Source organism: Brevibacillus humidisoli, assembly GCF_020923435.1.
GTDB lineage: Bacteria > Bacillota > Bacilli > Brevibacillales > Brevibacillaceae > Brevibacillus_E > Brevibacillus_E humidisoli.
Window position 1 is genome coordinate 4,316,644 of sequence record NZ_CP087263.1, and the last position, 20,824, is coordinate 4,337,467.

13 protein-coding genes and 1 pseudogene are annotated in these 20,824 nt (G+C 48.3%); 11 read left to right on the forward strand and 3 right to left on the reverse strand.

The genetic code is table 11. The features are described from left to right. Nucleotides 1-155 precede the first annotated feature (155 nt). Entirely contained in the window at nucleotides 156-623 is a 468-nt protein-coding gene (locus LOK74_RS20940) for a MarR family winged helix-turn-helix transcriptional regulator (protein ID WP_230043923.1), read from the reverse strand. A 144-nt stretch (nucleotides 624-767) separates the two neighbouring features. Here LOK74_RS20940 and LOK74_RS20945 point away from each other — a divergent pair, with 144 nt between their 5' ends. The 9 genes and pseudogenes from LOK74_RS20945 to LOK74_RS20985 all read left to right on the forward strand — a co-directional run bounded on the left by LOK74_RS20945 (nucleotide 768) and on the right by LOK74_RS20985 (nucleotide 17,373). Further along, nucleotides 768-2,879 carry a multicopper oxidase family protein gene (locus LOK74_RS20945; RefSeq protein WP_230043924.1) on the forward strand — a complete coding sequence of 704 codons (2,112 nt, stop codon included), beginning with the start codon at nucleotides 768-770 and terminating at the stop codon, nucleotides 2,877-2,879. 542 nt (nucleotides 2,880-3,421) lie between these two features. Then, nucleotides 3,422-4,702: an isocitrate lyase gene (gene aceA / locus LOK74_RS20950; protein WP_230043925.1), complete on the forward strand. Its 1,281-nt coding sequence runs from the start codon at nucleotides 3,422-3,424 to the stop codon at nucleotides 4,700-4,702. Nucleotides 4,703-5,154: 452 nt separating this feature from the next. Beyond that, a complete protein-coding gene (locus tag LOK74_RS20955; RefSeq protein WP_230043926.1) occupies nucleotides 5,155-6,849 on the forward strand; it encodes a hypothetical protein in 1,695 nt (564 codons plus the stop codon). A gap of 24 nt (nucleotides 6,850-6,873) precedes the next feature. Beyond that, the gene (locus tag LOK74_RS20960) at nucleotides 6,874-12,429 is read left to right on the forward strand and encodes an RHS repeat domain-containing protein (RefSeq protein ID WP_230043927.1); all 5,556 of its coding nucleotides are present in this window, start codon (nucleotides 6,874-6,876) and stop codon (nucleotides 12,427-12,429) included. A gap of 20 nt (nucleotides 12,430-12,449) precedes the next feature. After that, entirely contained in the window at nucleotides 12,450-12,836 is a 387-nt protein-coding gene (locus LOK74_RS20965) for a YxiG family protein (protein ID WP_230043928.1), read from the forward strand. 409 nt (nucleotides 12,837-13,245) lie between these two features. Then, on the forward strand, nucleotides 13,246-13,512 hold the full coding sequence (locus LOK74_RS20970) for a preprotein translocase subunit TatA (protein WP_230043929.1): 267 nt from the start codon (nucleotides 13,246-13,248) through the stop codon (nucleotides 13,510-13,512). Then, nucleotides 13,505-13,795 carry a hypothetical protein gene (locus LOK74_RS20975; protein ID WP_230043930.1) on the forward strand — a complete coding sequence of 97 codons (291 nt, stop codon included), beginning with the start codon at nucleotides 13,505-13,507 and terminating at the stop codon, nucleotides 13,793-13,795. The genes LOK74_RS20970 and LOK74_RS20975 overlap by 8 nt, the downstream gene beginning before the upstream one ends. Nucleotides 13,796-15,092: 1,297 nt before the next feature. Further along, nucleotides 15,093-15,874 (forward strand): annotated as a pseudogene (locus tag LOK74_RS20980) (recombinase family protein). A 263-nt stretch (nucleotides 15,875-16,137) separates the two neighbouring features. Beyond that, a complete protein-coding gene (locus tag LOK74_RS20985; RefSeq protein ID WP_005826991.1) occupies nucleotides 16,138-17,373 on the forward strand; it encodes an IS110 family RNA-guided transposase in 1,236 nt (411 codons plus the stop codon). Between the two features lie 294 nt (nucleotides 17,374-17,667). On the opposite strand, the gene istB is transcribed toward LOK74_RS20985, so the two are convergent. Both istB and istA read right to left on the reverse strand, forming a co-directional pair. Continuing rightward, nucleotides 17,668-18,447 (reverse strand): IS21-like element helper ATPase IstB, encoded by a 780-nt coding sequence (gene istB, locus LOK74_RS20990; RefSeq protein ID WP_230042330.1) that lies wholly within the window; start codon nucleotides 18,445-18,447, stop codon nucleotides 17,668-17,670. Next, complete coding sequence (gene istA, locus LOK74_RS20995; RefSeq protein WP_230042329.1) at nucleotides 18,444-19,685, reverse strand: IS21 family transposase; 1,242 nt, start codon at nucleotides 19,683-19,685, stop codon at nucleotides 18,444-18,446. The genes istB and istA overlap by 4 nt, the downstream gene beginning before the upstream one ends. 208 nt (nucleotides 19,686-19,893) lie before the next feature. On the opposite strand from istA, the gene LOK74_RS21000 reads away from it, so the two are divergent. Together LOK74_RS21000 and LOK74_RS21005 are read left to right on the forward strand one after the other, a co-directional pair. After that, nucleotides 19,894-20,349 carry a polymorphic toxin type 50 domain-containing protein gene (locus LOK74_RS21000; RefSeq protein ID WP_230043931.1) on the forward strand — a complete coding sequence of 152 codons (456 nt, stop codon included), beginning with the start codon at nucleotides 19,894-19,896 and terminating at the stop codon, nucleotides 20,347-20,349. 15 nt (nucleotides 20,350-20,364) lie between these two features. Continuing rightward, nucleotides 20,365-20,667: a hypothetical protein gene (locus tag LOK74_RS21005; protein WP_230043932.1), complete on the forward strand. Its 303-nt coding sequence runs from the start codon at nucleotides 20,365-20,367 to the stop codon at nucleotides 20,665-20,667. The last annotated feature ends 157 nt before the right edge of the window (nucleotides 20,668-20,824 follow it).

Here is a 20,824-nt window from a genome sequence, read left to right on the forward strand (position 1 = left end):
TTCGGATGGAGCTGGAATCAAGCTTAAGACGGTAGTAGCGAAATGACGGATTGTTTACGCTAGGTAACAGAGCAAGAGGCGATTCTGGCTTGTAGCCTAGTTTTTTGCAACTGGTCTTGCATGCAGGCCCTCACATTTGAAGATACGGCAAGTAATCACAACAAGTGAGTTTCTTTTAACTTGCGGGTTTCCTGCTCAAGCACGAGCTGGCTTTTCTGCAGAAAATCGAGGATCAGACGGAGTTCCTCCACTTTGTATTGTGAAAATAGGGAGGTGGACGCTTCCGTAAGGGAGGAGAACAACATGGAAACTTCTCGTATCTTGTCCTCAACAGGTTGAACGATGACGCGCCTGCGGTCAGCGGGATCTTTCGTACGAACCACGTACCCTGCCTTCTCCAACCGGTCAATCACTCCCGTAATCCCGCCGGTCGTGAGATTGCTTTGTTCAGCCAGTTCACCTGCCGTGAGTGCACCAGTCCGAAGGATAATGTCGAGACACTTGTGGTCAGTCGGATTGAGGCCGAGGCAGTCGGCGATCACTTGATGAAACAACACAGTTCCCGTGCTAAGCTTACGGGAATGCACGAGCAGGGAGGACAACAGTTTTTCCTTGCTTGACATGGCGACACACCTCTATTTCGATTCCAGTTATCTTAGTTAGTAAGTAAATGACAACGTAAGAAGTTAAAAGTTTAGCGATCTAATGAAAGTATAACAAAAGGATTGGTGAGAATACCAACCCGTCGTAGGGAAAGGGGAGGTTAGATGTTTGAGGCGTTATTTGGGATTGATACGATACTTACTATGGTTTTGTTCATCTTATGGGCAAGTGCGGCCTTTGCAACTGGGCGATTAGCTCGCAGCAAATCGCGAAAACAGCTTCTCATCCGGATTGTTGTCTGTTTGGTTCTGCTGTACGCAGCAGAATTGGCGGTATTCAGCAAGGTCTATATGATTTGGCAGTTATGGTCTTCCTTCGGATGGTGGTTTGCCGTTACAGGGGTGGTTGGTTTGTTTCCTTTTCTTCTCCCATCTGCAGCTATTGTCGCTGTCAGGATCATTCCCTGGCTGCACAGACTGCCGCACAAAATCAAGTCTGAGGGGGATCAACCGCTGCAGGCAAAAGAACGCGGCAAGCTGTCCGCTCCTTCGTTGATTGTACCCGTGCAGGCTGCGACACTGGCCAGTCTGTTCGGTATCTCTACTGTTTTCTACCAAATCACTCCTCCTGTTTGGGGTGCGTTTCTTACGTTCCTTGGTCTGTTCGCGGCAGGTACGCTCTGCCTGCTGATGCGGCAAGCGCGACGAAGCGACGCCTTTTTCGAAGGGACGATGGTAGTCTCAGGGGTAAAAACCCGGGTTTTGCGCGGCGTCGCCGTCCTGTTTGTTATCAGTATTGGCTTATCGTCTGCGGTGTACTGGTCTATGCAGGACAGTCGGCTTCCCGATCGCATGTGGATGATGGGAGAGGCGAACGACGAAGGGGGAGGAACACCGATCTCCCATAGCGGTCACCAGCATGATGGAACTCCACACTCCTCAACGGTCCAATCGCTGATCAGTGTGACGGAATTGACCGGCCCCCGCGGCGGGGTTCCGGATCGACGCTTCACGCTTACGGCACGTAAGGAAACATTGTACCTTGATTCGGGCGCGGGGGTGGAGGCGTGGACATTTAATGGAAAAATACCTGGACCCGAGCTGCGCATCAGACAGGGTGAGTTGGTAGAGATAACGTTGGTTAATGAGGACATTGAGGACGGGGTTACGGTTCACTGGCATGGCCTCAATATTCCCAATGGCGAAGATGGTGTCGCAGGAGTGACCCAAAATGCTGTCAAACCGGGTGAATCGTACACCTACCGGTTCGTAGCCGATCAAGTGGGGACGTATTGGTACCACTCGCACCAGCAATCGTCGAAACAGGTCAGAAAGGGGTTGTTTGGCCCTTTGGTCATTGAGCCAAACAAGCCAAAGCCATCGGTTGAATGGCTCGATATACCTATTGTTTTCCACCAATGGGACACGACAGAAAATAAGATGGTACCCAGCCTGGGGACGGCCGATAGACTGCAGGGCAAAGCAGTTTCTCCGGGTACACCTGTCCGACTGCGCCTGATTAATGCCGACAACTGGTCCAAATGGTTTGCTCTCACAGGTACGAGGTTTCAAGTAGCGGCGATCGACGGAAATGACATTGTGCAGCCAACTGATTTGCGCAACGCCAAAATGCTTGTTGCTGGCGGAGGGCGGCATGATATCACCTTTATCATGCCGGAGACACCTGTCCAGTTGACTGCTTTGGGTGATACGGTGGGCGAGATCGGCATGGTGTTTAGCCAGGATGGGAGCATCCAGAAGGCGGATGTAGGGGAGCTTTCCGTATTTGACCCAGCTGCTTACGGCGCCCTAGCTTCAACTCCATTTAACATCGACAGCCAGTTTGACCGGGAGTTTTTTATGGTGTTTGATAATCGACCGGGTTTTTACGATGGCCAGTTCGACATGCTGTGGACGATTAACGGGAAAGTATTTCCTGATACACCAATGTTGATGGTACAAGAAGGGGATCTAGCCAAAACCACCTTTGTAAATCGCAGTTTTATGGATCACCCCATGCACCTGCACGGACATCACATGCTGGTCTTACGTCGCAACGGTCGGGCAGTAACGGGTAGCCCTTGGTGGACCGACACCCTAAATGTTGCGCCAGGTGAAACATATGAGGTTGCGTTTCGGGCTGACAATCCGGGAATCTGGATGGATCACTGTCACAATCTTGATCATGCGAAGCTGGGGATGACGCTGCATCTAGCATATGAGGGTATCTATTCTCCATTTGAAGTGGGGAGAGCAACGCCAAATCAGCCAGAGTAGACAAGGCTGGTAGTTGAAAGAAGATCTTGCCCTGAAAGAACGTGGTCGTTTGCCATCTGAGGTACGGAGTCTCTCTGTGCCTTTTCTTTATTTATTGGAAAAAATCAAAAAACAGGTTGAACAATCCTGGAAGTGTGTTATATAATAACAACACAAAATAAATAAATGTATTAATACAGAGAAAGAGGGAGGACAGAAGTGGGAGAAGCAGCGGCTGGAAAGGAGGAGTGGAGATGAATTGCATCAGATGCAACGGCAACGGAGAGACAGACTGTCCTGGTTGTCGCGGCAGGGGGTATGACGCAGGTGGTCGTCCTTGTCTTGACTGTGGCGGAGATGGTCATCAGCTCTGCGCACATTGTAGTGGTACCGGTTTGTTGGAATAGGTTGGACCGACGCCCAGAGTGACAGAGGGGGGCGATTATTTTGTGCTGTTTTTTCTGTTATACTACAGTTATTTAACATAATTTTAGTTACATAACAGAAAAAGCAGAGGGAAGATTTCGACCGCACAAATCCAGAAAAAAAGGAGAGGAATCAAAATGGGACAAAGAGAAGAGATCTTAAAAGTAGAAGAGAGTTGGAAGTCTGAGCGATGGAAGGGAATTGAACGGCCGTACTCTGCCGAAGATGTCGTCAAATTGCGCGGTTCCGTGCAGATTGAACATACATTGGCCCGGTTGGGAGCAGAGCGTCTCTGGCATCTGCTGCAGACGGAACACCATATCAAGGCATTGGGAGCACTGACGGGAAATCAGGCGGTTCAGCAGGTAAAAGCGGGTCTCAAAGCGATTTACCTGAGTGGCTGGCAAGTTGCTGCGGACGCTAATCTGTCCGGACAGATGTATCCTGACCAAAGCCTTTATCCGGCCAACAGCGTACCGCATGTTGTAAAACGGATTAACCAGGCCCTGCAGCGAGCAGATCAGATCCAACAATCGGAAGGCACTGGAGACACCTACTGGTTTGCCCCAATCGTAGCTGATGCAGAGGCAGGTTTTGGCGGGCCGTTGAACGTGTTTGAACTCATGAAAGCGATGATTGAAGCGGGTGCTGCCGGGGTTCATTTCGAGGATCAACTGGCATCGGAGAAAAAGTGCGGACATATGGGGGGCAAGGTCCTGATCCCCACGCAGGCTGCAGTGAGAAACTTGATCGCTGCCAGACTCGCCGCCGATACGATGGGGGTACCGACGGTTCTCGTAGCGAGAACAGATGCCAACGGAGCATACCTGATAACGAGTGATATCGATGAGCGAGACCGCCAATTCCTGACGGGAGAGCGTACTTCGGAAGGCTTTTTCCGGATGCGGGGTGGACTGGATGCGGCGATCGCCCGTGGACTCGCCTACGCTCCCTATGCTGATCTGATCTGGTGCGAGACATCTGAGCCAAACCTGGAAGAAGCAAGACGCTTTGCAGAGGCGATTCATAGAGAATTTCCTGGGAAACTTTTGGCCTATAACTGCTCTCCCTCCTTCAACTGGAAGAAAAAGCTGGATCAACAGACGATTGCCAGATTCCAAGAGGAAATCGGGTCGATGGGCTACAAGTTCCAGTTTGTGACTCTGGCCGGGTTCCATGCATTGAACTACAGCATGTTTGAACTGGCGCGCAAATATAAGGATTACGGGATGGCAGCCTATTCTGAACTGCAGCAGGCGGAGTTCGCCAGTGAAGTGCACGGCTATACAGCTACGCGGCATCAGCGTGAAGTGGGAACGGGGTACTTTGATGAAGTATCACAAGTGATCGCTGGCGGCAGTTCGTCGACAACGGCGCTGACGGGATCGACGGAGGAAGAGCAGTTCTCGGCATCGTGACAGCGGGTGTTGGCTGAGGTGACATGTCTGATCTGTCAACATGAAGAGCGGATGTAAAGGCGCGGTTCCAGCTTGACAGATCACAAAATGTGACTAAAATAAAAAGAAAGCGGCATGTGTCAACCACAAAATGTGATTGGATGAATAGCTGAGGAAGATTTTCATCTGTAGACAGATCATTGTAGACAGATCATGACTATCCGGTTCATTCCGGCATCTTACTCAGTAAAACTGAAAAAGCCTGACCGAGAAGCGGAGGGCGTCAGAGACATCACCCATAGACGGGGATGTTCTGGCGCCCTTTTTGTTTTCCATAAAAGGAGGGAGACAGATGATCATTCGATTGTTTTTCGAGAACATGCGCAGATCGGGTGCAAGGTCACCGCCTGGCACGTGTAGACCACAGCAGGGAATACAAAAAAACAGATCAATAAAAAAAGGAGGCTATAAGGATGAATCGCAATCACTTGTTTCCCTACTTGCTGTTGATGCTGCTGATGTTCACGTTAGTTTTTGCAAATCCGGTAGCGTCGATGATCCACACAGCAGAAAAGAGTCATTCCAACACAAACAGACTCCCAGACAGTCGGCTCCAAACCATTTTTGCAAAAAAAGAGGAACGGCTGGATATAACCAAACTTCGTGAAACCATTTCTCAGATGAAAAAACAACAGGCGTTGACAGCAGAAAACCGTATGGTGGAAGCGGATAGCACTTCAGGTACAGGCGAGATGTACGATACGGCGGTTTCTGTTTTGTCTGGCAACCACTATGACGCTTATCTGATCCATTCAAACGATACCGACTTTTATACCCTACAGGCAGCTGGTAAGGGCACCGTGATGATCACACTACGGGAACCATCTGGCAAGCGCTACAACTTAGCGGTGTTTGACGAGCAGTACAATCTAATCGATCAATCCGGTGATGCAGACAGCAACGTTGAGCAGGTAACTATCAGCCTGGATGATCGCAAGCATTATCATATCGCGGTTTTCTCTATCTACAGCGATTACAGCGTAGAAGATCGCTATCTGCTTGAGATCGGAACCGTTCAATATCCGGTCATTAGCATGGAGCCGGCTGATCTTGAAGTGTTGACCGACCAGATCAGCGTGGTTCAGTTTCAGCCGAGCAAATCAGGAGTATACACCTTTCAGACCGGTCCTGCTGGCGGTACTGGCCCCGAATATGATACCTGGCTGCTGCTTGTTGCCGACCCAAATGCGAAGCACATGATCGCCTATAATGACGATGCTGGCGGCGGCACCACATTTTCTGAGGTAACAGCCGACTTGGCAGCGGGACAGACATATTATCTGCTGCTGTTCAGTTTGACGGAAGATGGGCCGTTTTCCACCAGGTTGACCGTCTCTTATAGTCATCCAGAAGTGACAACTGTTGCCTGGAACTCCCCGGTCGACATGTCGACTGCTCAGGGCGAAGCCGCATACTACCGGTTCAGGCCGGTGAAAACAGCCTACTATCGCTTCTATACCGATCACCAGGATGCGGGGCGAGGGGCAGACACGACGCTCCACCTCTACGACGACCTGACGTTGTCTCATCAGTTGGCCGCCAATGATGACGCAGACACCGATACAGGCTTGTCGGCGATCAACTACCACCTGTTGGCAGGCAAAGAATATTACATTCGTGCAGCTGGAGCCAATGGTCAGGCTGTAAGTGTCTGGTTCTCGATCGGACAAGGATATGGTGACGGGACAGACGACGGCACGGTCCGCTACTCGCTGGCAGCGGGAGATGCAGTTGCTTATGAGGTTACACCCGGCCAGTCCGGGACATACCGCTTGGACTTGGGCTCGGCTAACAACATTCTACTGCAGGTGTACGAAGATGCTGCATTGAGCAAGCTGGTCGCGACCAATGCGGCCTCCAACGGCACGTTAACACCGGAAATCAACTGTTTGCTGCGAAAAGGAAGTTCTTACTACGTGAAGCTAAGTGGAGCCGAGGGACAAAGCGCAGCGGGAAGCCTAACTGTTGCTCCGGTATTTGCCTTATATGAGTATCAGTACGGTACAGACGGCACGCTTTCTTCGGTTCAACAGGATGGTGTCACGATCGCGCAGTTTACTTACGATGACAACGGAAATCTGCTGAACCGGACAAGACAAAATCAATAATGGTGGAGAAAGGGTGGGATTGAAATGAATCAACGGTATAAAAAGCCGATTAGTCTAGTTCTTTTGCTGACAGTCCTTTTTTCGCTGGTTTCTTCTGCGGTAGCCGCTAAGCAAGGCGTACCCGACTACAGTAATCCAGCAGCTTTCGCGATCGCGTCAAAGACAAGATCGGATACCAAAGAACAGGTACTGCAACAGCTTAAGGAAAAAGAAACGCAGGTAGCCAATCGGATCAAGGATGAAACAAAACAGAACAAAGAAATGATCTGGACACAACTACCTGCTGAAAAGGGGAAGAAGATTGCTTCTCTCTTTCAACGGAAGACGATCCAACTCGCCTCCTATTTCTATACCGATCTGCATCAATTGTTAACCGAAGCGGAGGTGAATAAAACCTACCAGTGGGATGACGAGGACGTCATGAAGCAAATCGAACAACTGCCTGCCGATCAACAAGCGCTGCTCGCCGAGTACACACCAGCTGCAGCCTGTGCTTACGAGACGTGGAAACAGATGCAAGCGCAGAAGCAACACAAGAAACAAACAGACAAGCAAGACAAATCGCAAGCTACCGATGCAGCAGCAAGTCAAGCAGAGGAGAGTATCGATCAGGTGGTGGAAAATGTCGTCACCGATCCGTCCGAACTGCAATATACGGAAGAAAACCAAAAGTTCACCTATCTGCGAAATACGGTGGAAAATCCGGTAGATGAGCTGTACCACACGGCAAACATTCTGGAGACAGATTTGGTTTTGAAGGGAAAGAACGGGATGGATCTCGTGCTCCAACGTCGCTACAACTCGCTGGACAGCAAGATTACATCCCCTGGACTGGCAAGTCTTACAGAAAACAAAACATATCTGTCCGCGCGGGGGCAGGAAATTGACTTTGCAAATGGTTGGAAGTTCAACGTACCGGAGTTTGTCAAAGTGGACAAGATCATTGACGCGATCCGTGACGAGATTGACAGTGATGATGACGAATGGGTGTACCGTTTAGAAGAGGAAGACGTCAGTGACCGAACGTATCGAATACGCTTGGATGACTGGACCTATTTAGATGGTGATGGTGCCCTTGGATGGCGCAACTATCCGTATTATGGCATCAATATTTGGGATCGATTTAACGCAGCTAGGCTTGAAATTAATGGAATAACCTACGTATATAAATACGACACACTTAATCGAGACATTCTCTCCGTTACCAAGATAAATCAGCAGGGTGATCAGATTGTATACCGCTGGCCGGACAACGGTGACGGCCCGGTAGAGATCGTCGACACGATCGGTCGCTTGGTGGTATTGGAGGAAGATCCGGAACTTGGGGTGATTACAGACGTTAAGGTATATGCAGACGAGACAAAACAAACGCTGTTGAAACATCTTCACTATGATATCCAGAAAGTGGAGGATGGTCCTGAATACTATTATCAGTTGAATCGTGTACAGGAAGTCCCGGTAAACGTTGATCAAGGGACTTCACCTAAAACGGTCGCCTCCTACACGTATTTTGACCCCAATCTGCATGGAAGAGCGCCGTTTAATATGATCAAGGATTATCGCCTCCCGGAAGTAAGAGGGAAGGAAGTAATCGATTATCTGGATGAGAACGGTCAAGCAGTCGAATCCAGCGAATATGTCAGGCGCGACGATAATTCGAACAGAAGGATCAAGTATCTGCTGCTCCAGCAGGCACAATACCCGGTGCAGGGATTGACGCTGCATTACCGGTACAGCTCTTATAATGCCTCTGAGCCGAATCCATGGAAGCGGGGAGTCGTCAGGTTGTATCAGGACAGCCATGCACTGTCGTACGTGAGCTATCATCCGGTGACAAAGTTTAGCTACTCGTATACGCCGATGCGCCCCAATCCGGTAGATCCGGACGAACCGGTTACAGAAACATTTTATCATCGTACCTACAATAGTGTTTCGACCGAGATGTGGCAGGTGCCAAAAGCGGAAATCCCGCGACTGGCAGAGGTAGTCGGACGCGACGGGGACAAAGTCGTCAGAGAAGAGAGGCCTACGGGAAGCAGCGCCTATCTGTTTGAACGAACCTACCAAGTAAATGAGGATGGCAATCCACTGCTTCGATTGGTGAAAAAGAAGGCATCCAGTGGAGGATTCAGTTCTACTGAATCAGGCAAAGAATATCACTACGTTGACGTAGGGTACACCAGCTATGCCTACCGAGATGACGATATCAAACCGACCTACGCATATCAGTTTTTGGAAGGCGTGGGGAATCAAGAGGTGTATCAATATCTCTTATGGCCCGAAGTTGATCAACGTTCCCATGTAGACAGCAGTCAGCTAGCCAAATATGCCAACGAGACGGAGTATACCTATAACGACTATGGAGATGCGACCTCAGAAACGGACCCGCTCAACAACAAGACCACCTGGACCTACGATACCTCCATCAGTTGGGATCGTCTGTTGCTGGAAAAGGTACGCATGTCAGCCGATCAAACGATCAAGCAGCGTGAGCAGTACACGTACAATCCGACAACCAGACTGATCAAAACAGAAACCATCTCGGCAGCCTACCCTGGTTTGGAAGGGACAGACCAAATCAAGCGGGAGTACACATATGATGCAAATACCCCCACATTGCTCCGCTCGATTCGAGAAACGATATCTGGCGCGGATGGGACAAAGGAAAAAGTTAGCCAACTCACCCATGATGAAAAGGGACTGCATGTGACCAATCTCTCTATGGAGGTAGAGACATCCCCTGATCGCATGCGGACAATCCAGCTCGGCTTTCGATACGACGCTCTGGATCGCTTGGTCTCGCAAACGTATCCGGACGGAAGCCGTGCAGAGTACAGCTATGATTTGCTGGATCGGATCACTTCTGACAAGTTTGTAACGTCCGAGAGACAAACCCGCCGGACTACGTACAACTACGTTGATTCTCTGCGGCTGGTTATGAAGCATCTCCCGGATGACAGCTATCTGGCGACCATCTACACACCGTTTGGCGACGTGGAATACGTGGAGCAGATCGGCACCGACAGACAAAAACGGCCGCTGCTCTACAACACCTATACGATCGATGGCAAGCACCTCTCTGAGACCTTCCCGTATGCCAGCGAGGAGCGAAAAACGAGATACTACTACCGGTCCGATGGCAGTGTATGGTTTGAAGTAAACCCACGAGGGATCACCGAATACCGCCGGGCAAACGCAGAGACCGATCCGGCAGCCGGCAGCTATTTGCCTGTATCCGCCGAGCAGGCAACGTACCCCAACGGTTTGCAAACCTACTCATACCTGGACCGGTACGGACGTCTCGAAACCGAAGTGGCACAGACACTGGTCGGCGAGCGAAAACAGAAATCGACCTACCAGCGCAACCCTTTTGGCTATCCCGTGCAAAAAGAGGTCAGCGACCAGGAAAATCAGACTCGCGTGTGGAAATATCTACATGATCTGCGCGGAAATGTCGTTGCCCTGACGGATCCGGAGCAGAACGAGTATGCTTATCACTATGATGCACTAGGCAATCTGCTGCACGTCTACGAAAACGGCCAGCTTACCAGGACGCAGCAGTTTAACACGTTGTCGTGGAAGCTGAAAGAGAAAAACGCCGCCGATCAGGAAGAGTTCTTCGGCTACACGGTTACCGGCGATCTGGAAGTGTACAAGGATAAAGCCGGCAACCGGCACTGGTACCAGTATACGCCTTTCTACGAACTGGAGCGTCTGTATATCTTCGGAACGTCAGGTGAGGTAGACTATTGGGAAAATAAAACCTACGATCCGGACAGCCGCAACCTGTTGGAGGATACCAACAGCTACGGTCACACCATCACCTACGGCTACGATGGGTTTCACCGGATGAATCAATTTACCACTTTTGGCCGCACCTACCAGGTTCACTATCAGACGGCGGACGGTGAGATCGATCCTGCCAACATCAACGATCTGGACGATCTGGTAGATCGATTGGTCTACCCGGACGGGACGACTGTACGCTACAACTACGACAACCAGGAGCGGTTAGCCAGCGTAACCAGCCCGTTGACCGGCACCATCACCTACCAGTACACCATTGATACAACAGGTGAGACCGACACGGTAACGTATCCTGGCGGCAGCTACAACAAACGGACGATTACCCCATTTGGAGAAGTGGAGCAGGTACAGCACAGCACCGGCTGGACAGAATCGCTGCGCCACGACGGCTTTGGCAACATCGTCAGCAAAGAGACAAACGGAAGGCAGTCCGTCTTTGGCTATGACCGCGTGAACCGCTTGGTGGAAGAGCAAACGCCATCCGATAGCAAAGCGTACACCTATGATGCGAGAGGCAACCGAGAAACGCACAGTCTGTCTACCGCAGGGGCAGAGGCATCTGAGATTGCCGAGATCGCAGAACCGTCCGGGACCTTTACCTATGACGTACTCAACCGACTGCGCACCTTTGCTGGCGAGGACGGAACGAACGCAGCGTACACCTACTACAGCGGCGGACTGCGGGCCACCAAGGACGTAAACGGGGAGATGACCCGCTACGTCTACCTCAACGGTCGCGTGATCGAGGAGCTGGACGGAGAAGGAAACGTGAAAGCTCGCACCATCTGGGGCAACCAACTGCTCTACCGCCAGGATGAAACGGCCAACAAAGGCGGGTATTACGAGCACAACAGCCACGGAGATGTGGTAGCTATCCGGGACGCCTCTGGGAACACGTTGAACCAGTATGAGTACGATGTCTGGGGTAATGTGATCGACGCAACGGAGGGGATGTCCAACCCGTTCCAGTACAGCGGGGAAATCTACGATGAGGAGACGAAGCTGTACTACCTGCGGGCGAGGTATTACGATCCGAGTGTGGGGCGGTTTATCACGGAGGATACGTATAAGGGGCAAGTGGATAATCCGTTGAGTCTCAACCGGTATACGTATGGTCATAATAACCCGTTAAGATTTATAGACCCCAGTGGACATTCAATTGCGGATGCACATGGTAACGGGGGATGGAATAAGCAAAGTATTGAACAGCTTATGAATGATGTTATAAGCGGACGAGTAAGTTATGATAGTCTCGCTTCAGACCAAAAAGCTATGCTCAAGGCTTATAGCGATAATCTTAAGAGACAAGCCGTTAAGGATTATTGGTTTTCGGATACAGTGACTGGATTTGCGACAGGTTTTACTTTGGGAGTTGAAGCGATAGAAGTAGCAGGGGCGATAAATGCTGCTCGTGCATTAACACCTAAAACTAACCAAGTAAACCCAACAAAATTTGTACCAACTCCTGCCACTAACAAACAGCTTGCCGATAGTATTGCACAAAAATTTGGTGGTACTGTTCAAACTGCTAAAGGAGATGGATGGGCTGTCAAGATTCCTGTTACATTGAATGGAAAGCAGGATGTCATTTCTCTTAGAGTAATGAACTCAAGTAAATACAATGATAATTATTGGAGGCTATCAATAGGTTCAAAAGGTACAGTAGATATCAATGGGAATTTTTCAAATGAGATTAAACCAACGCACATTAACATTACAGAAAACTCATTTGACGATATCTCACGGATTATTGAGAGATTTATTAATCCATAGAAGCGAGGAAGTGTTAACCCTTGTCAAAATTTGAAGATATGATAGGGATGCTGTGGGGTTGTAGAGTCTATTGCTATAATATTGACATGCTTCAGCACAGCATTTCTTTAGATGTAGTTAGAAATTACGATGGAACAGAGGAAAAGTTTGAAGTAGTTTTCAAAAATGTTCTCTCATTCGTTTGGATTAACGATTGTGGAGAAACACGGAGAATTCTTCCAAAATGGGAGTTTCTTGACCTAGTCTCGTTTGACACTGTCAGCGATACGGCTATACGTATTATTGGAGATGAATTTGCTTCCCAGTATTGTGCTACTCCAAATATATGCATTGAGATTTGGAACTCAATTCTGTTGATTGAAGCTGAGAAGGTAAGTATCGAAAATCAAGAGTTTGTTTTGAAGTAGTGAAACTTATTCCATACCCCAAACGGGTAATCAACTACTCGTCTGGGGTTTCTTTTCATATTTTCGGACATTCCCGCCCGCTAGGCAAGGAAAACAAAGCGCAACACGCACCGCCATTCTTAAGCTTCTGAGAAAGCGAAGCTAGGCATTTCTGAGGATGGAGCAGGGGATGCCAGAACACAGCCCGCCCCATTGCAGAATGGCGTGTCATGGTGCTGTAGAGAGCCATTTATGACGCTAGAATTGTATAAGGATTTGCAGAACTGCGGTTCATTCGTTCATAGCAACGATGTGACAAAATCAAGGCGGATTGGCTTTCTGCTCTCTGGTGATGGGTATGCATATATGTTAGCCTCTGGCGGTAGCCGTCTAATCTATTAGAGACAAATCAGATGAGGAGGCTATGCAGATGAATCACCCTGTCAAAGAGTGCATCTCTATGCTGGGAGTATCGCAGGTTTCATTTGCCGTGCTACATGACATTTCATTTCAACGATTGAAGGCATGTTTATATGGACACACTCCCGCCATCCCGCCGAGAATCGTAAACGCTCTAGTACAGCATGGCTATGATGAACAGGAAGCGCAGAAGCAGTATCAACAATGGCGGAAGTGGAAAGCGGAGCAGGAACTTCTCGCCGCCGCCCGCAAGGGGGGAGGTGAAGACAATGAATAGACTACCGCTGGATATTGTCGTCACGTTGATGAGGCGGGAGCAGGTGCTCGATCAATACGAGATTGACCAACTTGCCGCGTTGTTTAGTAAGCATGTTAAAGACGTGTTATCTATGGAAGATGCGGAATACGCTCTTGCCTGTTATCTCTCTAAAGCAAAACATAACGATGTCGTTTACAGGAACAGTGTATTGAAGAAAGTCGTTCGCTTCATGAATCAGTACGGCTGGCATCTGTCGGATGATTTCAAAGACTACTATAAGAAATATGCGTTGTTTCGTTGACCTAACCCCGCCACTTGGCGGGATTTTCTTTTTGTGGGCTTTTTATGCGAGTAGAGGCAGTTTTTAAATCAGAGGGCGGGGAAGTTTGATTCTGCGGCAGTCTCATTCATCCTATGTCATTGATCATACTCTATCTTGATTATCAAGGAAGATCGTTACTCTTGTTCATGCTCTATTGATTCTCTCTATGTACATCTTGGCAGTCCTGCTGCTTCTCACCCCCCGCCCCGCTCCGCAGAGCGGGGCGTTCATCCATGTGAGGGGAGGACAACAGAGCGTTCCCCCTCTTACGAGGGAGAACGAACTAGGCTGTGAGGTTGAGGTATCCAGAAGCCTACGAGACATCAAACGCACCCAGGTGTAGCTTTACTGCGTGGATGGTTGAAAACATCACTCTGTCAAGGTTCCCTGTCCAAACGGACACTACGACGGAAAATCTGGGAGATCGAAGTAAGGCATCACGTCTTACTTTGCCAAAGGCGAATCCTCCGCTTCTAACGCGACTTCGTTCATGTAATAGAAAGGAATTACATGACCACATTCGGCTGATGAACGCCGAGGCATTTTTTAACGTGTTCTTCTGCGACCACGGGTACAGCTTGCATATTCATTTTCACGATCTTGATAGACCTGTTACTTTCTCTATACGAGATGAATCGGAAGGGGTTAAGGGGGGAAATGATATATTTTCTGTAAGGAATGATTCCATATTCTAAAATTTAGAACATGGCGTGTTCTAAAATTTGAAACGCGACGTTCTAAAAATTAGAATGCCGTGTTCTAAAATTTGAAACGTCGTATTCTAAAATTTAGAACGGAATAATATTAAGAGAATAATAACCAGATAGAAGAATACCCATTCTATCATCCCCTCGCCTAGGCTCGGGGGTGTAGTTGCGCGGAGCTTACCCTATTCGGTAGGCTTTTTTATTTTCCCCCTCCCCAAAGCCCCTCCCCGCCGCGCACCGCTCTCCGCAAAAAATTTTCCGTAGGAATCACGCCGCCCCTGCGTCCGAGAGGAAAGTCCTTTCTTTCTCTAGGTACTGGGGCGGTTATAAGAAATGAACGCAGATTCATTTTGAAAATAAATCCAAACGGCCTGTAACCCCCTTTACATACCGCACTGTCATATGGTCTATCTAATCTCACAGCAATTTGACTTTGCCCTTTGACAACCTTATATAGACGCCTGTGAACTGCCCCGCCACCCACTTGATCGACTATACGGAATGCGCGGCGGCAGTGGATGATTCCGAAGGCGTTACGAAAACTGGAATTACTGAAACGAGGTGTGAAAATGAGAGATAGAGTAATCGGTTATGTCCGTGTATCTACACAGGGACAAGTCAAGGAAGGCTATTCCCTTGGCTATCAGGTGGAGGAGATTCAGCGATTCTGCGCCCACCACAACCTTGAATTGCTCGACATCTACAAGGATGAAGGGATTTCGGGTGCTAAGGTGGACGAGGACGAGCTAACAATAGAACGCGAGGGCTTGCAGGAAATGCTATCTGATCTGAAATGGCGGGACGTGAAGTATATCGTTGTTCTAAACACTAGTCGCCTATGGCGGGCAGATATGGTCAAAGTACTGATTCATCGGGAGCTAAAGCGGCATCAAGTGGATGTCAAAGCCATCGAACAACCCAGTTACAGCATCTATGCTCACGACCCCAACGATTTTCTAGTCAACGGCATGATGGAACTGCTAGACCAGTATCAGCGGCTGGAGATTGCCCTCAAACTGAGCAGAGGACGGCGAAAGAAAGCCCAGCAGGGCGGTTATGCGGGGGGAAGGGTTGCCTTTGGATACAAAGCCACCAAAGGACAGAAAACCCTCTCTGTTGACCCTGTACAGGCACAGACTGTCCGTAGAGTCTTTGAGTTGAAAGAACTGCATCCTATGTGGTCATTGGCGCAGATTGCCGCAGAACTAATCAGCAAGGCTTCAAAACGGTACAAGGAAAACCGTTCAGCAAAGTACAGGTGAAGCGCATCCTAGACCGCGAGGACTTTTACAGGGGGATATATCGCTATGGTCAGATCGAAGCCAAGGGGGTACATCAGCCCATAATCTAGCTTTTCGTTACTTAACGGAGAGCCATTGATCTCGTATAGAGCAAGTAAAGACGGTAGTAAGAGATTGCTGGCGTATCTTTGCGGCTTGTCCGCTCGAACTGAGGGTGCAACCTTACTGTAAACACCGTTTCAATGCCATTGGTATCGAATGGTTTCTCATGGGTTAGATTTTTGCTTGCGTATCTTTGTAGCATGTCTACTTGATCGGAGGATGCAAACTCTAGCTCATCAGGAACCATTCGATACAGGAGAGGAGTCTGTATATGGACTATCAAGACAATTTGATCTATGTGGGCGTTGACCTGCACAAAGAGCATCACACGGCAGTAATGATTGATGATCGGAATCGGAAGTTGGGCGAGATTCAATTCCTGAACAAGCCCGCCGCCTTTCCGAAACTTTTACAGGAAGTGAAGAAGCACACGAAAAAAGGCATGAAAGCCGTCTATGGATTGGAGGACATCGGCGGGAACGGCAGAGCGTTAGCGGTATTCTTGGCGGAAAGCAATTGCTGGGTAAAAGAAGTGAATCCAGTCCTCTCTACAGCTAGACGGAAAAGCCATGTGACGGTACAGAAATCAGATAGCTGGGATGCTGAATGTGTAGCGCGGGTACTGCGAGACGAGTTAGAGAAGTTGCCAGATGCCAAGCCCATGGACTTGTATTGGGCACTCAGCCAGCTTGTCACTCAGCGGAGATCGCTGGTGAAGAACCAAACGGCACAAAATCAAAAACTGCATCAGCAGTTGAGCTATCACTATCCAAGTTATAAGCAGTTCTTTTCACAGGTAGATGGAAAGACTGCTCTTTCGTTTTGGAAGAAGTACCCTTCCCCACGCCACTTGGCAGGCGTGACCGAAGAGGAATTAGCGCAATACTTGCGGAAATGGAGCAATTACTGTCTATCCGACAAAAAAGCGGCTCAAATTCTCGCGCTGATAAAAGAAGATGGCGACACAACAAGGGACTTCCAAGAGAAGCGGGATTTTATCGTGCAAAGCCTTGTCCGAAACATCCGTTTCAATCAGATTGAGTTAGCGAGGATAGAAGGGGAAATCAAGGAATTGATGGCAGGTCTAGGGTTTCAACTTGAAACGATGACGGGGATAGACCTTGTAACAGCGGCAGAGTTAGTAGCGGAGATTGGCGACATTCACCGCTTCTCCACCCCCGAAAAACTGGCTCGTTTTGCAGGAATCGCCCCCATCTTTGCAGGTTCGGGCGGGAAGGGGAGGAACTATAAGAGCAAGCAGGGAAATCGCGTCCTGCACGAGATCATCAAGGGCATAGCCATTCGCCAGATAGCGGTTACGAGAGGAAAGAAAGAGCCACGTAACCCATATTTCTACTCGTATTATGAGCAGAAGCTGGAGGCGGGGAAAACGAAGCAACAGGCTATCGTCTGTATTATGAGGAAGTTGGTCAACGTCATACACTACCTGATGCGAACAAAGGCGGCGTATGAGATGCCTACTGTTTCAGAGAAACAAGCAGGATGATAGAATAAGAATAGCTGGCGGTAATTGGAAAACAGTTGCCGCCTTCTCTCTACGAAAGTAACGGTTTATTAACTAGGATACGTATAAGGGGCAAGTGGATAATCCGCTGAGTCTCAACCGGTATACGTATGTGGAGAATAATCCGTTGAGGTATGTTGATCCGAGCGGTCACATCGCGGCTGTCAACTGCAAATGAAAATTCCCCATTATCTGCACTTGAATTTTCCCCATATTAGGCAATAGGTTTGTTTGAATAATGCCCCCCGAGGGGGGCTGGCGGCGGGAAAATTCCGTTCATTCGGTTTTATCTTCAATTGTCTCTGGTCGAAAGAAACCAGCTTTTTTCTTCTCCTTTATGCGATAACTTTCTCCTTTAATGTTGATGGTGTGGGAGTGATGCAATAATCGATCAAGGATGGCGGTGGCAAGTACCGTATCTCCAAATATCTCTCCCCACGAACCATAAGACTTGTTCGAGGTAAGAATAATCGAACCAGATTCATAACGCTCCGAAACGATTTGAAAGAAAAAATGAGCTGCCGTTTCATCCATCTTGCGATAGCCGATTTCATCAATGATCAGTACATTCGGCTTAATAAAAGCCCGCATTTTTTGTTTGATACTATTGTTTTGATGGGCAATCTGAAGTGTCTGAACCAAATCGTGAGCAGTTGTAAAGTAAACTGTCAAACCTTGCTTAATGGCTTCCAGAGCCAATGCAACAGACAAGTGGGTCTTTCCGACTCCTGGCGGACCCAGCAAAATGAGATTCTCCTGTTGGTGCACAAACCGGAGGGTTGCCAAATCACGAATCCGTCTTTCATCTACGGAAGGCTGGAAACTGAAATCGAATTGCTCTAATGTTTTATGGTAGGGTAAATGAGCCAATCGTGTCTTCATTCGAATAAATCGATCCCTCTTGGCCTTGATTTCCTCTTGCAAAAGCTTGTCCAAGAACTCCAAATACGATATATTCTGAGCAGCAGCTTCTTCTGCGTGGTGGTGAATAATTTCCGGGATTCGTACCCATCCCATTTGCGAAAAGGCTTCTTCTAAACGGGACTGGAGCATCATTGTACGATCACCTCCTCGTCAGCAAACTGCTCGTAGACTGATAAATCACGTTCCACCACTTCAGGGCTTGGATTTGAAACCAGACGCGGCATAGGTTGGGGAGCCTTCACGCGACTTTGGGTTTGAATCCCCTCGAAGTGTTTTTTATTGGTTACGACTTGTTTGGAACGAACTGCTTTTTGATGTTCAGCGATAATCGTGTTGCCCTGATAGATCCGGATATGACCATTCTGGAGATCTTGTACCTGTACCGTATGACCAATATAGGTATAGGGTACAGAATACCTGCTTCCTCCGTAAGAAACGAGCAAATCGTTGGATACTCTTCGAGTATGCCGTTCTACTTCTTCGAACGGAACCGGGTTAAGCGGCTTCAACTGTTCATGTTTCCATCGATCTACCGGCTTTTCATGTGTGGTGCCGTGAATCCGTACATTGGCTACCGTATCCAACCAATGGCGTACTTGTTGATTCAAGTCACTCAGGCTGGTAAACGACTGTACGCGAGGCCAAAAATTCTTTCGCACATAGCCAACACCATTTTCTACTTTCCCTTTTGTTCGTGCACGGTAGGGGGCACAACGCCGGAGGGTAAAGCCGTGATGACTTGCAAACTGAGAAAAACGTTCATTCCACAATACATGGCCTTGGTCGTCGTAACCTGCAATGACGGTTTTCATATTGTCGTACAAGCATGTATCCGGTCTGCCTCCAAAGTATTGCATGGCACGTAAGTGACAGCCGATGAGGGTATCCAGCCGTTCGTTCTCCGTAAATTCCACATACAACATTCTCGAGTATCCCAAAACCATGACAAAGGCGTATAGTCGTTTATATCCACCATTCCATTCCACTTTGAAATGTCCCCAGTCTACTTGCGCTTGCTTACCAGGTGTGGTTTCATAACGGATCGTTGCCTTGGAGGTAACGACGGGGCGCAATGGTTCCATGAAGGAACGAAGGAGTCTAATTTGTCCTGAGTATCCCTGGGCTCTAATTTCATCAAACAAGACAACAGCATTTAAGCAGCCTTCTTCCATTCTCGCTTTGATATAGGGTTTAAATGGATCGAGGATGCTTGCTTTTTTGACGGTTCGCTGGTATTTCGAAGGTTCATCTCTCTTCAGCCACTTACGGATTGTTTTTCGATCCCTCCCTAATTCGTTCGCAATTTGCGTGGTACTCATTCCTCTTTGTTTCATGTCTTTAATCAAGTAAAACTCCCCATTCTTTAGCATATTTCTCTCCTCCAGGGAGAGATTTTCTGCCGAAAGTGGGGAATTTTCAAGTGCCGTTATTGAGGATTTTAACAGTGCCGTTCACACGGCAGAAGGAACGGGAGGAATTGGTGGCTTTACATCACCAGAAGAAGAGTACCTGCATTGGGCACGGGTTGCGGCAAGGAAGGCATACGAAGAGGGGATAGAACCAGAAGATGCAGTAAGAATGTATGTACCGACGAAGTTACAGGAGGAAGTTCTTCCGACCGCTATCGTCACATTTAATACTGCGGTTGGCATGAATCATGGGGATGCTCCCGATTTAGGGTTGTCAGCTCCTGCCACCGGTGCATTAGCGGGGACGTTGAAAAATACGTCTAAGGGGACGGTAAAAGCTGTTAATGGTTTTGATGCAACAGTACATGCTGGAAAACAGAGTAAACATATTCCAGGACATCCAAACTATCAGCCAGGTAAAAGTATTTTTACTGGTGATGCACAGAAGCTATTAGATAAATATGCGGGGAAAGGAGAATGGATTGGACAAAACAAAGAACGTGTTGATTTTGGTGAAATTATTGGTAAATATGTAGACCCTGTTACGGGTGAGGCTATTGAAACAACTAAAGGGATAATTCACTATTCTAAAAATGGGGCGCATATTGTACCCGCAAGGCCGTAAAGGAGAATGTAGGAAATGGATAGTTTAATTCAGAAGGTAAGTGGATATCCAAGTGGAACCGTGTTAGTAATAGAATGGATGAATGGCAGTAAGATCAAAGGCTGGCTTGACACAATTTTTGAAACGGATAACGGACTAGAATTAGACGATGATGGTTACGAAGAATACTTTGCCCTTTTGGTTAAAATCCAATCAATCTTGCAGGAACCATTACAGCAAAATGAAAAATATGCTGTAGGAAGTTTGATAGAGGTTTCGGCGCAGGATAATTTATTCAAAATAAGTTTAGAAGATGGAACAGTAGTTTGGCAAAACTAAGGTTTTCCAACTTCATAGAGGGTTTACTTCTTCTAAATGCGGTCACACAACAAACCAAACACTAAAAAACTTGACAAACACGCTTAGACCAGCTTTCAAAGGCTTATTCCAACTTGACTGATAAGGAGGAATGAGCCTTTTTTGCATGCCCAAAATC

Bases quoted from the DNA above. Each gene is read 5' to 3' on its own strand.
- LOK74_RS21000 (WP_230043931.1), top strand. From the start codon at position 19,894: ATGTATGTACCGACGAAGTTACAGGAGGAAGTTCTTCCGACCGCTATC.
- LOK74_RS21005 (WP_230043932.1), top strand. From the start codon at position 20,365: ATGGATAGTTTAATTCAGAAGGTAAGTGGATATCCAAGTGGAACCGTG.
- istA (WP_230042329.1), bottom strand. From the start codon at position 19,685: ATGCTAAAGAATGGGGAGTTTTACTTGATTAAAGACATGAAACAAAGA.
- LOK74_RS20945 (WP_230043924.1), top strand. From the start codon at position 768: ATGTTTGAGGCGTTATTTGGGATTGATACGATACTTACTATGGTTTTG.
- istB (WP_230042330.1), bottom strand. From the start codon at position 18,447: ATGATGCTCCAGTCCCGTTTAGAAGAAGCCTTTTCGCAAATGGGATGG.
- LOK74_RS20940 (WP_230043923.1), bottom strand. From the start codon at position 623: ATGTCAAGCAAGGAAAAACTGTTGTCCTCCCTGCTCGTGCATTCCCGT.
- LOK74_RS20960 (WP_230043927.1), top strand. From the start codon at position 6,874: ATGAATCAACGGTATAAAAAGCCGATTAGTCTAGTTCTTTTGCTGACA.
- LOK74_RS20970 (WP_230043929.1), top strand. From the start codon at position 13,246: ATGAATCACCCTGTCAAAGAGTGCATCTCTATGCTGGGAGTATCGCAG.
- aceA (WP_230043925.1), top strand. From the start codon at position 3,422: ATGGGACAAAGAGAAGAGATCTTAAAAGTAGAAGAGAGTTGGAAGTCT.
- LOK74_RS20955 (WP_230043926.1), top strand. From the start codon at position 5,155: ATGAATCGCAATCACTTGTTTCCCTACTTGCTGTTGATGCTGCTGATG.
- LOK74_RS20985 (WP_005826991.1), top strand. From the start codon at position 16,138: ATGGACTATCAAGACAATTTGATCTATGTGGGCGTTGACCTGCACAAA.
- LOK74_RS20975 (WP_230043930.1), top strand. From the start codon at position 13,505: ATGAATAGACTACCGCTGGATATTGTCGTCACGTTGATGAGGCGGGAG.